At 58.9% G+C, this 14,458-nt stretch carries 10 protein-coding genes; 9 read left to right on the top strand and 1 reads right to left on the bottom strand.

Annotated features, from left to right (window positions below; genetic code table 11):
• Positions 1-215: 215 nt before the first annotated feature.
• A complete protein-coding gene (locus V476_RS17005) occupies positions 216-1,394 on the bottom strand; it encodes a polysaccharide deacetylase family protein (RefSeq protein WP_027903001.1) in 1,179 nt (392 codons plus the stop codon).
• A 202-nt stretch (positions 1,395-1,596) separates the two neighbouring features.
• Here V476_RS17005 and yaaA point away from each other — a divergent pair, with 202 nt between their 5' ends.
• From yaaA to V476_RS16960, 9 genes are all read left to right on the top strand, one after another.
• Positions 1,597-2,376, top strand: coding sequence for a peroxide stress protein YaaA (gene yaaA, locus V476_RS17000; protein WP_024959519.1), 780 nt, complete (start codon positions 1,597-1,599; stop codon positions 2,374-2,376).
• A gap of 815 nt (positions 2,377-3,191) precedes the next feature.
• Positions 3,192-4,508, top strand: coding sequence for a nucleotide sugar dehydrogenase (locus V476_RS16995; protein ID WP_003316933.1), 1,317 nt, complete (start codon positions 3,192-3,194; stop codon positions 4,506-4,508).
• 100 nt (positions 4,509-4,608) lie between these two features.
• Positions 4,609-6,090: a mannuronan synthase gene (gene alg8 / locus V476_RS16990; protein ID WP_002552255.1), complete on the top strand. Its 1,482-nt coding sequence runs from the start codon at positions 4,609-4,611 to the stop codon at positions 6,088-6,090.
• 40 nt (positions 6,091-6,130) lie between these two features.
• The gene (locus V476_RS16985; RefSeq protein WP_024959518.1) at positions 6,131-7,303 is read left to right on the top strand and encodes an alginate biosynthesis protein Alg44; all 1,173 of its coding nucleotides are present in this window, start codon (positions 6,131-6,133) and stop codon (positions 7,301-7,303) included.
• A 2-nt stretch (positions 7,304-7,305) separates the two neighbouring features.
• Positions 7,306-8,718, top strand: coding sequence for an alginate biosynthesis TPR repeat lipoprotein AlgK (gene algK, locus V476_RS16980; protein WP_004419028.1), 1,413 nt, complete (start codon positions 7,306-7,308; stop codon positions 8,716-8,718).
• Positions 8,715-10,199 (top strand): alginate export family protein, encoded by a 1,485-nt coding sequence (locus tag V476_RS16975; RefSeq protein WP_003316937.1) that lies wholly within the window; start codon positions 8,715-8,717, stop codon positions 10,197-10,199. The genes algK and V476_RS16975 overlap by 4 nt, the downstream gene beginning before the upstream one ends.
• Before the next feature lie 26 nt (positions 10,200-10,225).
• Positions 10,226-11,836, top strand: coding sequence for a mannuronan 5-epimerase AlgG (gene algG, locus V476_RS16970; protein ID WP_024649717.1), 1,611 nt, complete (start codon positions 10,226-10,228; stop codon positions 11,834-11,836).
• A 14-nt stretch (positions 11,837-11,850) separates the two neighbouring features.
• Positions 11,851-13,290, top strand: coding sequence for an alginate O-acetyltransferase AlgX-related protein (locus V476_RS16965; protein WP_003408874.1), 1,440 nt, complete (start codon positions 11,851-11,853; stop codon positions 13,288-13,290).
• 8 nt (positions 13,291-13,298) lie between these two features.
• Positions 13,299-14,435, top strand: coding sequence for a mannuronate-specific alginate lyase (locus V476_RS16960; RefSeq protein ID WP_004402835.1), 1,137 nt, complete (start codon positions 13,299-13,301; stop codon positions 14,433-14,435).
• Positions 14,436-14,458: the final 23 nt, after the last annotated feature.

Below are 14,458 nucleotides of genomic sequence, written 5' to 3'. Positions count from 1 at the left end.
TTCAGGCAGGGCAGAAATGTCGCTCAAGGTGGGTCTTGGAAGACGCCACCTGTGTTGCAGGTTTCGGCGGTCTGTATTCGTAATACAGCAAAAGGGATGACAGAAAAAAGCTCTTTGACAGTTTTTTGAAGTTTATTTCACAGCCTGACGAATAGGGCTTGGCGGACGTACCCGTCACGTTTAAAGTCGGAAGTCCGCCCACGCCGAATCTGCCTTCATTCCCCTTCCGGCGCAGCCTCGTCACTGCTCTGCAGCCCTTGTTCCTCGGGCGCTTCAGAGATATTTCGGCAATCGTCCCAGATCAACTCGCTTTGCGCGGTATTGGCCAGCAGCAATGGCAGCGCCGACTGCGCCTTGTTGGCCACGTCGTGAAATACCACCGTTCCTTTGCGCCAGAGCAGCATGAGGGTCAGTACACGGTCGCCCACCTGCTCCGCAGAAAGCCGTCCGGTGTCGTCTTCAGCGTCGATATTCCACAACGACACGCGCAAATGCTCGGCGCGGAAGAAGTCGCCGCTGTCGGCACGTCGATGGCCATAAGGTGGGCGAAACAGCGGCACGAAGTTGTCCGGCAACACCTGCTGAACCAGTGCCGCGCTGCGTCGCACCGAGTCCTGCCAGTCCAGCCACTGGCTGTGCGAGCGGTACTCCCAGCCCTGAATGCCCACACACTGCTGGCGATACAGCGCCTGCACACCTGCAACCGACGTGCTGTCGAGACGCTCCTGAAGACTCTTGCCCAGCACGAAGAAGGTGGCAGTCATTTTTTGCTGGCGCATGAAGTCGGCCAGCCAGTCGGTGCCACCGTCGGCAGGGCTCGGGCCACTTTCGAAGTTGAGCATGAACGTGCGATCCGGCATCTCGTCGCCGCTCATCTCATCGGAGTTGTAGCGCTCGATCTCGCTGCTGGTCTGCGGAAACAGGGCCGCCATGAACAGCAGCTCGTTCAAATAACGCTGGTGGAATGCGGCGCCGGGTCTGGCCCAGTTGGCATAGAACGAATCGTTCGATACCTGATATTCCTCGGCGCGCTGTCGCAACTGGTCCATGTCCTCGACCAGCACACAGAAATTGGCGTCCTGCTCGCAGCTCTTTTGCGCGTTCTGGTAGTTCTCCAGCAAGCGCAGCCACAGCCGATGACGAACCACATTCAACGACGGCACATTGACGAAGCGCAGGCCGAGGCGCTGCTTGAGGCCCTCTTCGTCGAGCTTTTCGCTCAGGTACAGCTCGTGGGCAAAGGCGAGGATCTCCGCACGCGACGCGACGTCGAACAACCCCGGCGTCTCGAGACGCTCAGGCCAGACGCTGCGGTCAATGGTGGCAATGACCGGCGCTGCCGCCTGCGCCTGAAGCCAGAACAGACCTGCACACACTGCTAAAACGATACGCAAACCCGATGCCCTCTCGATCAACCATTAACGTCATGACCAGCGCGCCACTATAGCTGATATGCGCCAGGCTTCTTATGTTGGCGCGCATACAAAGCCGCAGGCGCTACGACCATTACCAGCGAAGTGACCTCTATCGCCACCATAGCTGGAGTCGCAGGCTATCAGCCCCTAGAATCCCCGGACGATAAAAGGAGACGACTTCATGCTGATGGTGATTTCCCCGGCAAAAACCCTCGATTTCGAGACACCGCCTACGACCGGCCGCTTCACTCAGCCGCAGTACCTGGAGCATTCCCAGGAGCTGATCGACCAGTTGCGTGAACTGACGTCGGCGCAGATCAGCGAACTGATGCACCTGTCCGACAAGCTGGCCGGATTGAACGCGGCACGTTTTGGCAGTTGGAACCCGGACTTCACCCTCGACAACGCCAAGCAGGCACTGCTGGCCTTCAAGGGTGATGTTTACACGGGCCTGGAAGCGGAAACGCTGAGCGAAGCGCAGCTTGACTACGCACAGGGCCACTTGCGCATGCTGTCAGGTCTTTACGGCCTGCTGCGCCCACTGGACCTGATGCAACCCTACCGCCTGGAAATGGGCACCCGGCTGGCCAACGCTCGCGGCAAGGACCTCTACGCCTTCTGGGGCACGCGGATCAGCGAATGGCTCAATGAAGCGTTGGCAGATCAGGGCGACGACCTGCTGCTCAACCTTGCCTCGACCGAATACTTCTCTGCCGTCAAACGTTCGTCGCTCAAGGCGCGGATCATCGACACCGAGTTCAAGGACTTCAAGAACGGCCAGTACAAGATCATCAGCTTCTATGCAAAAAAGGCCCGCGGCATGATGAGCCGCTTCGTTATAGAAGAGCGCATCAACGATCCCCAGGCATTACAAGCGTTCGATGTACAGGGCTACCGTTACAACCGCGAACAGTCGACCCCCGACAAGTTAGTGTTTTTGCGCAACGTCGCCGAAGACTAGCTGCTGTAACCGTCGTGTAACGGCGCGCTGTTACACGACCTGTCCTACGATCCAACAACGAATGACAACTTCATGACGCCAGCCAAACGTCAACTTTCAGACGGTTGACTCACGTGCGTTTTTTTCTAAAAAAAAAATCCACTTTTTTAAGTAGTGGCGTTTCAGCTTTTTGCAGTAGTGGCACTTTAATTACAACCCCGCCAAACCCCTTATAATTCGAGGCTTTTAAGAAAAAAGCCATCACCTCGATATTGTCCCCGTGACAAACCGGATACATCAAAATCTGCAAATCAGGACGAGTGGCCAGGAACTAAATGGGAATTGGTGCGCTCCTACATCCCGTAACAATTCTGGGCTGGCCTGTAAGAGATCACTTACAGGTCGCCTTGAAGAACGGGAAGTTACCGACAAGGAAGCCAGGCCCACATGACCCTGGCGTCAGGTACCAGAAATAAACTCACATCACTAGTTGATGTTGTAGACAGGCGAAGCGCCAGCCCGGTGCGACGCGCAGGATTCGAACAGGACGGCCCTGGCTAGCGCCAGCGGCAGGCTTACCGAGGTCCGCCGTCAATCGTCGAACAAGGAGTGGTTTACTGCATCCAAGGAGAGCAGGGCCCTGACCTAAAGGACAGGTTACTTGCCGCTTGCACATAGTGTCATTTGAGTTCGCCTTACTTGTTTTGGGCACTCACTCATTAAATATGCCTGCGTTAGTTCTACGGCGTTGTTAGCCGTAAGGGATAGCGCGTGACATCTGCTGGCCAAAATTAATATCCAGCCAATCTATGGCGTGAAAAATCGAGGAGAATACGATGCGTATCAGCATATTTGGTTTGGGTTATGTCGGTGCAGTCTGTGCCGGTTGCCTGTCTGCCCGCGGTCACGAAGTAGTGGGTGTGGATATTTCCAGCACCAAGATCGACCTGATCAACAACGGCAAATCACCTATCGTTGAACCGGGTCTGGAAGAGCTGTTGCAGAAAGGTATCAGTACCGGAAAACTGCGCGGCACTACCGACTTCGCCGAAGCCATTCGCGCCACCGATCTGTCGATGATCTGCGTCGGTACGCCGAGCAAGAAGAACGGCGATCTGGAACTGGATTACATTGAATCGGTGTGCCGCGAAATTGGTTATGTCCTGCGTGACAAAGCCACCCGCCACACTATCGTGGTTCGCAGTACCGTCCTGCCGGGCACTGTTGCCAACGTCGTTATCCCGATTCTGGAAGACTGCTCCGGCAAGAAAGCCGGTGTTGACTTCGGTGTCGCCGTCAACCCTGAGTTCCTGCGCGAAAGTACTGCGATCAAGGACTACGACCTGCCGCCAATGACCGTCATCGGCGAGTTCGACACAGCGTCGGGCGACGTTCTGCAATCGCTGTACGAAGAACTCGATGCACCGATCATCCGCAAGGACATCGCCGTCGCCGAGATGATCAAGTACACCTGCAACGTGTGGCACGCCACCAAGGTTACTTTTGCCAACGAAATCGGCAACATTGCCAAGGCCGTCGGCGTCGATGGCCGTGAAGTGATGGACGTGGTCTGCCAAGACAAGGCGCTGAACCTGTCCCAGTACTACATGCGCCCTGGCTTCGCATTCGGCGGCTCCTGCCTGCCGAAAGACGTTCGCGCCCTGACTTACCGCGCCAGCAGCCTGGACGTTGAAGCGCCCCTGCTCAACTCGCTGATGCGCAGTAACACCTCGCAAGTGCAGAACGCTTTCGACATGGTTGCCAGCTACGACACCCGCAAGGTTGCACTGCTGGGTCTGAGCTTCAAGGCCGGTACTGACGATCTGCGTGAAAGCCCGCTGGTAGAGCTGGCCGAAATGCTGATCGGCAAGGGTTTCGACCTGAGCATCTTCGACAGCAACGTTGAATACGCACGCGTTCACGGTGCCAACAAGGACTACATCGAATCCAAGATTCCGCACGTTTCCTCGCTGCTGAACTCGGACTTCGACCAGGTCATCAATGACTCCGACGTCATCATCCTCGGCAACCGCGACGAGCGTTTCCGCGCCCTCGCCAACAAGACCCCTGAAGGCAAGCGCGTCATCGATCTGGTGGGCTTCATGGCCAACGCCACCAGCGAAGACGGTCGTGCCGAAGGTATCTGCTGGTAAATCAGCCGCAAGCCACAAGCGCCAGGCTCCAGGCCACAGGCTCAAGCAATGTGCTTGCAGCCTGGGGCTTGAGGCTCGCAACTGACTTAGGGATACGATTATGCAGAGGCTCAAGCACGGCCTGTTACAGGCCGCAGGTTGGCTGTTCTATTTAAGTTTACTCATGGGCCTTGCCGCGGCATTGCCTACCAGTATCTTCGACTCACAGTCGAAGAACTTTATATTCCTGATTGGCGCCGTTGGTATCTGGCGCTACTCGATGGGGATCACGCACTTCGTGCGCGGGATGATTTTCCTGTACATCGTCTACCCGCACTTGCGCCGCAAGGTTCGCAAGCTGGGCAGTGCAGCAGACCCGTCCCATGTGTTTCTGATGGTCACCAGCTTCCGTATCGACGCGCTGACCACCGCACAGGTCTACAACTCGGTTATCCGCGAAGCCATCGACTGCGGCCTGCCGACGACGATCGTCTGCTCGCTGGTGGAAATGTCCGATGAGCTGCTGGTCAAGAGCATGTGGGCCAAGTTCAATCCGCCAGAGCGCGTCAAGCTGGACTTCGTACGCATTCCGGGCACCGGCAAGCGCGATGGTCTGGCCTATGGCTTCCGCGCCATCTCGCGTCACTTGCCCGACAGCCGCGCCGTGGTTGCGGTGATCGACGGCGACACGGTGCTCAACGAAGGTGTGGTCGCCAAGACCGTGCCGTGGTTCCAGCTGTTCGACAACGTCGGCGGCCTGACCACCAACGAGTTCTGTGAAGTGCGTGGCGGCTACATCATGAGCGAGTGGCACAAGCTGCGTTTCGCTCAGCGTCACATCAACATGTGCTCGATGGCCCTGTCCAAACGCGTGTTGACCATGACCGGTCGCATGTCGGTGTTCCGCGCAACCGTGGTAACCGACCCCGAGTTCATTGCCGACGTGGAAAGCGACTCGCTCAATCACTGGCGTCTGGGCACCTTCCGCTTCCTGACCGGCGACGACAAGTCCAGCTGGTTCAGCCTGATGCGCCTGGGTTACGACACGTTCTACGTGCCGGACGCAGCGATCAATACCGTGGAACACCCGCCCGAGAAGAGCTTCCTGAAAGCCAGCCGCAAGCTGATGTATCGCTGGTACGGCAACAACCTGCGTCAGAACTCGCGTGCACTGGGTCTGGGCGTACGTCGCCTGGGGATCTTCACCAGCATCGTGCTGTTCGACCAGCGTGTGTCGATGTGGACCTCCATTCTCGGTCTGACCGTCGCACTGATCGCCAGCTTCAAGTATGGCGGCGCGTTCCTGTTGATGTATCTGCTGTGGATCGGCATGACCCGTCTGATCCTCACCCTGCTGCTGTCCCTGTCGGGACACAGGATCGGGCCTGCCTACCCGATCATTCTCTATTACAACCAGATCGTCGGCGCGCTGATGAAGATCTATGTCTTCTTCCGCCTGGACCGCCAGTCCTGGACTCGCCAGGACACCAAACTAAGCCGCGACATGGCCAGCTTTCAGGGCTGGTTCAACACGTGGTCGTCCCGAACCATGACTTTCTCGGCTGGCACCATCTTCGTCGCTGTGCTGTTGACGATGGTTTGACCGGGCCAACGGATTAATTGCTTAAGTAGGAAAAATAGCCATGAATACAGCCGTGAATGCGAACGTCGTACATGAATCCGAAGCCCAGCGCCAACACGCCCGGATCAAGATCCCTGCCAAGCTGCGCCTGCTGAATGATCAGCCTAACGCGCCACTGGTACGTGTCGAAGACCTGTCGGCCGGCGGCCTGAGCTTCGTTGCTCCGTCCGGGCAGAAATTCAGCGAAGGTCAGATCGTCAAGGGACGCCTGCAATTCATCATCGACAACCTTGGCCTGGCCATGGACGTCGACCTGCAAGTGCGCTCCATCGACAACGCCAGCAACCGCATCGGTTGCCAGTTCCAGAACCTGGAACCTCAGGACATTGCGACCCTGCGCCACCTGATCACCTCGCACCTGTCCGGCGAAGTCGTGACCCTGGGCGAAGTGCTGGCCACGCTGCAGCGCGACAACTTCACCAAGGCACGCAAGGTCAAGGGCAAGGACAGCGGCATGAGCGCGATGGGTCGCCTGCGCGCTGTGACCTTCAGCCTGGGCGTGTTCATTGTCGGTCTGGCCGCCTTCGGCTTTATCTTCAAGACGATCTACGGCCTGTACTTCGTCAGCCATGCATCGGCTGGTCTGGTCACCATTCCAAGCATGGACGTGACCATGCCACGTGAGGGTACCGTGCAAAGCCTGGTCGCCCAGAACGGCGAAGCCGCCAAAGGCGCACCACTGGCGTCCTTCAACACCAGCATGCTGGAAATGCTCAAGGGCAGCCTGACCGGTGAAGACCTGCAGCCAGACAAGATCGAAGAGCTGTACGGCAAGCAGATGAGCGGCACCATGACCAGCCCGTGCGATTGCGTCGTGGCCCGCCAGCTGGTTGCCGACGGTCAGTTCGCATCCAAGGGTCAGGTGATCTTCCAACTGGTGCCACGCAACGCGCCGGCTACCGTTGAAGCACGCTTCACTTATCGCCAGTTCAACGACGTCAAGCCAGGCACACGTGTCAGCTTCCAGATCGCTGGCGAAGACAAACTGCGTACCGGTCAGATCGTCAGCAGCACCAATCTGAGCGACGCCGACCTGTCCACCGACATCCGCGTGCAGATCAAGCCTGACGAAAGCCTGAGCAGCTCGCTTGCCGGTCGCCCTGTCGAAGTGGTCAGCGATCGCGGCCCGTCCGTGAACTGGCTGATCGATAAAGCCATGGCTGCGGGTCTGTAACCATGAACAGCCCACTACGACGCCTGTCGACCCCCACGCTATTGAGCCTCGCCGTCGCGCTCGGCCTGAGCGGCTGTGCCGGCCTGCCTGATCAACGCCTTGCCAATGAAGCCCTGAAAAACGGCGACACGGCATTGGCGGAGCAGAACTATCGGCAGCTGGCGGACCTGGGCTATAGCGACGCACAAGTCGGCCTGGCTGATATTCAGGTCGCGACTCGCGACCCGGCTCAGCTCAAGCAGGCCGAAGCGACCTACCGCGCTGCCGCGCAGACCTCCCCCCGGGCGCAGTCGCGTCTGGGCCGTCTGCTGGCTGCCAAGCCCGACGCTACCGAAGCCGAACACCGCGAAGCCGAAGGCCTGCTGAAAAAGGCCTTCGCCAATGGCGAATCCGGCACGCTGATCCCGCTGGCGATGCTTTATCTGCAATACCCGCACACCTTCCCTGAAGTGAATGCGCAGCAGAAGATCAGTGAGTGGCGCGCCGCCGGTTATCCGGAAGCAGGTCTGGCTCAAGTGCTGCTGTATCGCACCCAAGGCACTTATGCTCAACACCTCGATGAAGTCGAGAGCATCTGCAAACAGGCGCTGTCGGCCACCGATATCTGCTACGTCGAACTGGCCACTGTCTACCAGACACGCGGCCAGGCCGAGCAACGCACGGCCTTGATCGAAAAGCTCAAGAGCGAATACGCCGCTGGCCGCGTCAATGCACAACGAGTGGACAGCGTCGCGCGCGTACTGGGTGACTCCACCATCGGTACGCCGGACGAAAAGACCGCTCAGCAATTGCTGGAAAGCGTTGCGCCGGGCTACCCGGTCTCGTGGGTCACGCTGGCCAAACTGCTTTACGACTTCCCCGAACTGGGCGACGTCAACAAGATGATGGAATACCTGAACAACGGCCGCGCGGCGGACCAGCCTCGCGCCGAACTGCTGCTTGGCCGCCTGTACTACGAAGGCAAATGGGTCACGCCCGATGCCGTCAAGGCCGAGGAGCACCTGAAGAAAGCCACCGCAACGGAAATCTCTGCCCATTACTACCTGGGTCAGATCTACCGCCGCGGCTACCTGGGCCAGGTCTACTCGCAAAAAGCCGTGGACGAGCTGCTGACTGCAGCCCGTGGTGGCCAGAACAGCGCCGACTTCGCCCTTGCGCAACTGTTCTCGCAGGGCAAGGGCACTATGCCCGACCCGGTCAACGCCTGGGTGTTCGCGCAACTGGCGCTGGCCAGTCAGACCCCGCAAGCGACCGAGCTTGCCGAGGCCCTCAACACACAACTGCCGCCTGAAAAGCTCGCCACCGCCAAAGACCTGTTGGCACGCGAGCAAAAAGTCCGGGGCGCTAACGCCACTCAGAACGCGATGGCATTGCAGGCCCTGCAAGAAGAAAAAGACGGTGAGGAAGCATTATGAAGTTGAATCCCCTGATGGCCGCCGGCATGGGCCTTGGCTTCACCCTGTTGTGGGCCTGCCCGACGCTGGCAGCGCTGACCGAACAACCGCAAAATTTCGGTATCGAAATCAAAGCCACGGCGCAGGCCGAGGATGATCGCGATCTGGGCACCCGTTCGGGCGGCGACGTCAACGGTGTGGGCCTGGACCTGCGTCCCTGGGTCTATGGCGAACGCGGCGACTGGAGCGGTTACGCGATGGGCCAGGTGGTCACCGCCACCGACATCATTCAGACCGACCCGCTGGAGCAGAGCAACAGCGACGGCAGCGGCACGCAGACCTCGCGCGGCACCGCCAGCGAGCGCGAAACCGACAAGACCTACGCGGCACTGCGTGAATTCTGGATCGGCTACAGCGGTTTCACGCCCTACCCTGGCGAGATCCTGAAAATCGGTCGTCAGCGTCTGCGCAACGACGACGGTCAATGGCATGACACCAACATCGAGGCCATCAACTGGTCATTCGATACCACACTGTTGCGCGCTGAGCTGGGTGCTGCCCAGCGTTTCAGCGAGTACCGCACCGACCTGACCGAACTGGCACCTGACGACGAAGATCGCAAGCACCTGTTCGGCTCGGTCAGCTATCAGTGGACACCGGGCAACTGGGCCGGCATCCGCGCTCACCACAGTGCTGACGACGGTAAGCTCAAGTCGCAGGGCCAGGTGCTGGATGATCTGGACAAGACTTCCAATGGCGATCTGACTTGGGTCGGCCTGCAGGCTGACAGCGATGCCTACAACTATCGCAGCAACACCAATCAGCTCAACTACTGGGGCAGCCTGACCTGGCTGAACGGAACGCGCGACGAAATCGGCGTGACCTCCGCCGCCAACGACCAGTTCATCGCCGGCGAAAAAAACAGCCGTGACATGAACGGCTGGGCCACCGACCTGGGCCTGCGTCTGCGTCTGGACCCGCAATGGCAAGTCGGCGCCGCCTACTCGCGCGCCAGCAAAGACTACGTCCAGAACGGTCTGGAAAGTAACCGCTCCAACTGGACCGGCACGCGTTCGCGCATCCATCGCTTCGGTGAAGCCTTCCAGGGCGAAATGGCCAACGTGGAAACCGGCTCGCTGTTCGCCTCCTGGCAGATGAACGAGGAATACGACGCGTCGCTGATCTACCACAAGTTCCGTCGCGTGGACGGCAACACTGGTATCGGCGGCTCGGGCATCAATGCGGTGAACGACAATCAGGACGGTACCTTCAGCTCGCTGCCACTGGAAGACGGCAGCAAGGACCTGGGTCAGGAAATGGACCTGGTCGTGACCAAGTACTTCAAGCAAGGCCTGCTGCCCGCCTCGCTGAGCCAGTCGTTCGATGAACCTTCGGCACTGGTGCGTCTGCGCGCAGGTGTCTTCAAGCCAGGCGACGCGTATCAGAGCAACGTGGACAGCTACATGCACCGCGCTGTTGTCGACGTCATCTGGCGCTTCTGATGCGAACCGCCAAAGGAGTGCCAGAGATGAACAGTCATACAAGCAACGGGCGTAGCCGGCACTGGCCGCACGCCCTGCTCGAAAGCGCACTGCTGACCAGCGCCCTGCTGATGGCCAGCGGTGTGGCGCTGGCCAACGCACCTGTCGTACCCGACGCACAGAAGGCGCTGGTCAAGGAATTGCATCAGGCCAAGACCTACACCATCACCAGCCCGCCGACCGCGCCGCTGGAAATGGCCAAACCGGTGTTGCCCGACCTCAAGGGCTACACCGCCGAAGCCGCACTGAAAAAGATCGTGCGCAACAAGCCGGGCAAGGTCACTGTTTCACGGATGATGGAAGAAACCGGCCTGAAGGAATTCATCGGCGGTGACAACAAGATGGCCGAATGGGTGAACCGCCAGCGCGGTATCCCGCAGGCGATCATGATTTCCGACGGCTACGTGAACCTGCAGGACCTGGCCAAGAAGGTGCCCAAGCAGTTCCTCAACGAGGTCTCGCCAGGTGTCTACGTGGCGCGCTTGCCGATCCTGATCAAGGAAACCGGGACCTTCGAGATCGACAGCAAGACCAAGGAATTGCGTCTGTCTCAGGAAAAGGGCTCGTTCATCGTCAGTGAAGGCAAGATGCTGATCACTCACACTCAGGTCAATGGCTGGAGTGAAACCCGCAACAGCCTGGCGACCTATCGCAAGCCTGACGAGTTTCGCCCTTTCCTGCTGACTTGGGGTGGCTCGGAAACCTGGATCGCCAATACCAAAATGGCGAGCCTGGGTTACGACCAGAGCAAGTCCTACGGCATCAGTATTTCCCAGTACACGCCCAACACCGCGAAGGTGCTCAAGCGTCCCGAACCGACGGGCTGGATCATCGATTCAGAGTTCTCGGACATGTGGTACGGCTTCTACTGCTATGAAACCCGCGACTTCGTGGTCAAGGGCAACACCTACCGCGACAACATCATTTACGGCATTGACCCGCACGACCGCTCGCACGGTCTGATCATCGCCGAAAACGACGTTTACGGGACCAAAAAGAAGCACGGGATCATCATTTCCCGGGAAGTGGACAACAGCTTCATCTTCCGCAACAAGAGCCACAACAACAAATTGTCCGGCGTGGTTCTGGACCGTAACAGCGTCGGCAACATCGTCGCCTACAACGAGATTTACCAGAACCACACCGACGGCATCACCCTGTACGAAAGCGGCAACAACCTGCTGTGGGGCAATCGCGTGATCGCCAACCGCCGCCACGGTATCCGCGTACGTAACAGTGTGAACATCAAGCTGTACGAGAACGTCGCCATGGGCAACGGCCTGATGGGCGTCTACGGCCACATCAAGGACCTGAGCGACACCGACCGCGACATCGAGCTCGATCCGTTCGACGCTCAGGTCTCGCTGATCATGGTCGGCGGCGAACTGTCCAGCAATGGCTCCGGCCCGCTGTCCATCGACTCGCCACTGAGTGTCGAGCTGTATCGCGTCTCGATGCTGATGCCTACCAAAGAAGTCGGTATCAGCCTCAACGGCGTCCTCGGTGAGCGCCAGGACGAAATCCTCGACCTGCTGGTACGCCAGAAGAAAGCCGTATTGATCGACCCCGTCGAAAGCCAGACCGAGCTGCGGGAATGAGGAAGGGTATTGTTATGCACGCACATCTGATCAAGCTGTTGAGCCTGTCCAGCCTCACCGCCGCCTTGATGGCCGCCGCGGGTGTCGCTCGGGCAGACGACTCGCAAGCACCGACGTTCAAGGCCGAGCCCTGCTGCTCGCTGTGCCCGGCCGCGCATGACGCGAAAAACTACACCACGCGCTATCAGCAGAACTTCACCACGCTGGTCCAGGCCCAGGGCGACTGGCTGTTCCGGACTCAGGAAGACCTGCGCACCGAGTTCGACACCACGCCTGCCGGCTATCGCCGCATGAAAGAACTGCACGATGCGTTCAAGAGCAAAGGCGTCGAGCTGGTCGTGGTGTATCAGCCGACCCGTGGTCTGGTGGATCGCAACAAGCTGTTCCCCGCCGAACGTGACAAGTTCGACTACGACAAGGCGCTGAAAAACTATCAGGCCATGCTCGGCCGCTTCAGCAAGATGGGCTACTGGGTCCCTGACCTGTCGCCGTTGACCAACGAGCAGCAGGCGCACGACTTCTACTTCCGCGGTGACCAGCACTGGACGCCGTATGGCGCGCAGCGTACGGCGAAAATCGTTGCCGAAACCGTGAAGAAAGTTCCGGGCTACAGCGATATCCCCAAGCGTGAGTTCGAAAGCCATATTTCCGGACGCATGGGCAAGACGGGCACTTTGCACAATATGGCGGGTCAATTGTGCGGCACCAGCTACGCGATCCAGTACATGGACCAGTTCACCACCGAGCCCAAGGGTGAGGCGGGCGACGGCGACCTGTTCGGCGATTCCGGTAACCCGGAAATCACCCTGGTCGGTACCAGCCACAGCGGCAAGAACTACAACTTCGCTGGCTTCCTGCAGGAGTACATGGGCGCTGACGTGTTGAACGTAGCGTTCCCTGGTGGTGGCCTGGAAGGTTCGATGCTGCAGTACCTGGGCAGCGAAGACTTCCAGAAGCGTCCGCCGAAAATTCTCATCTGGGAATTCTCGCCGCTGTATCGCCTGGATCAGGAGACCATCTATCGCCAGATGATGTCGCTGCTGGACAACGGCTGTGAAGGCAAGCCTGCCGTCATGAGCGCCAGCACCACCCTCAAGCCGGGCACCAACGAAGTGTTGGTCAACGGCAAGAATGGCATCAAGGACATCCGCAACGGCAGCAATCAGATCGACATCAAGTTTGACGACACCTCGGTGAAAGTCCTTCAGGCCAGACTCTGGTACATGAACGGTCGCCACGAGGATCTGAAAATCGAGAAACCTGAAACGTCAGACACCGATGGACGCTTCGCCTTCGAATTGCGCGAGGATGAGGATTGGGCCAACCAGCAACTGCTGGCACTGGAAATCCAGGGACCGGAAGCAGGCACGGCACCACAAAAAGTCGAAGCCAAAGTATGCAAACGCAACGTGTTCCCGAGCGCTGCGACACACACCGCTCAAGCCGGACTATGAGGTGACTTATGCAGACTCCTAAACTGATACGCCCTACCCTGCTGTCGATGGCAATCCTGTCATCGATGGCCTGGGCCACGGGTGCGTCCGCCGCACTGGTTCCACCCAAGGGCTATGACGCCCCGATCGAAAAAATGAAGACTGGCGATCACAACTTCAGCTGTGAAGCCATTCCAAAGCCCTACACCGACAAGCTGGTGTTCCGCAGCAAGTACGAGGGTTCGGACAAGGCGCGCGCAACGCTCAACGCGGTATCCGAAGAAGCGTTCCGCGATGCGACCAAGGACATCACCACCCTTGAGCGTGGCGTCAGCAAAGTCGTGATGCAGTACATGCGCGACGGTCGTCCGGAACAGCTCGATTGCGCGCTGAACATGATGACCACCTGGGCCAAGGCCGATGCGCTGGAGTCGCGCGAGTTCAACCACACCGGCAAATCCATGCGCAAATGGGCACTGGGCAGCATGTCCTCCGCCTACCTGCGCCTGAAGTTCTCCGAGTCGCATCCGCTGGCCAACCGTCAGCAGGACGCAAAGATCATCGAGACCTGGTTCAGCAAGCTGGCCGATCAGGTGGTCAGCGACTGGAGCAATCTGCCGCTGGAAAAAATCAACAACCACTCGTACTGGGCTGCCTGGTCAGTGATGGCAACCGCTGTCGCCACCAATCGTCAGGACCTGTTCGACTGGGCCGTGAAGGAATACAAGGTCGCTGCCAATCAAGTGGACAAGGACGGTTTCCTGCCCAACGAGATGAAGCGTCGTCAGCGGGCACTGTCGTATCACAACTACGCATTGCCACCGCTCGCGATGATTGCCAGCTTCGCCCAGGCCAACGGCGTGGACCTGCGTCCGGAAAATAATGGTGCCCTGAAGCGTCTGGGTGACCGGGTTCTGGCCGGCGTCAAAGACCCTTCGATATTCGCTGACCACAACGGCGAGAAACAGGACATGACGGACCTGAAGAAAGATCCGAAATTCGCCTGGCTCGAACCGTACTGCTCGCTCTACACCTGCAGCCCGGATGTGCTGGAAGAGAAACACGAAAAGCAGCCGTTCAAGACGTTCCGCCTGGGCGGTGACCTGACCAAGGTCTTCGACCCGTCGCACGAAAAAGGCGACAAGGGCGACAACGTCAGCGAGTGATACGCCTTTGGTTGTAGGAGCGG

Origin of the sequence: Pseudomonas syringae KCTC 12500 (assembly GCF_000507185.2) — a bacterium.
Classification (GTDB): Bacteria; Pseudomonadota; Gammaproteobacteria; order Pseudomonadales; family Pseudomonadaceae; genus Aquipseudomonas; species Aquipseudomonas syringae.
Note: the sequence above shows the minus strand (reverse complement) of the source record. Positions and strands in the feature narration are given on the sequence as shown.

Bases quoted from the DNA above. Each gene is read 5' to 3' on its own strand.
- yaaA (WP_024959519.1), top strand. From the start codon at position 1,597: ATGCTGATGGTGATTTCCCCGGCAAAAACCCTCGATTTCGAGACACCG.
- V476_RS16995 (WP_003316933.1), top strand. From the start codon at position 3,192: ATGCGTATCAGCATATTTGGTTTGGGTTATGTCGGTGCAGTCTGTGCC.
- alg8 (WP_002552255.1), top strand. From the start codon at position 4,609: ATGCAGAGGCTCAAGCACGGCCTGTTACAGGCCGCAGGTTGGCTGTTC.
- V476_RS16985 (WP_024959518.1), top strand. From the start codon at position 6,131: ATGAATACAGCCGTGAATGCGAACGTCGTACATGAATCCGAAGCCCAG.
- algK (WP_004419028.1), top strand. From the start codon at position 7,306: ATGAACAGCCCACTACGACGCCTGTCGACCCCCACGCTATTGAGCCTC.
- V476_RS16975 (WP_003316937.1), top strand. From the start codon at position 8,715: ATGAAGTTGAATCCCCTGATGGCCGCCGGCATGGGCCTTGGCTTCACC.
- algG (WP_024649717.1), top strand. From the start codon at position 10,226: ATGAACAGTCATACAAGCAACGGGCGTAGCCGGCACTGGCCGCACGCC.
- V476_RS16965 (WP_003408874.1), top strand. From the start codon at position 11,851: ATGCACGCACATCTGATCAAGCTGTTGAGCCTGTCCAGCCTCACCGCC.
- V476_RS16960 (WP_004402835.1), top strand. From the start codon at position 13,299: ATGCAGACTCCTAAACTGATACGCCCTACCCTGCTGTCGATGGCAATC.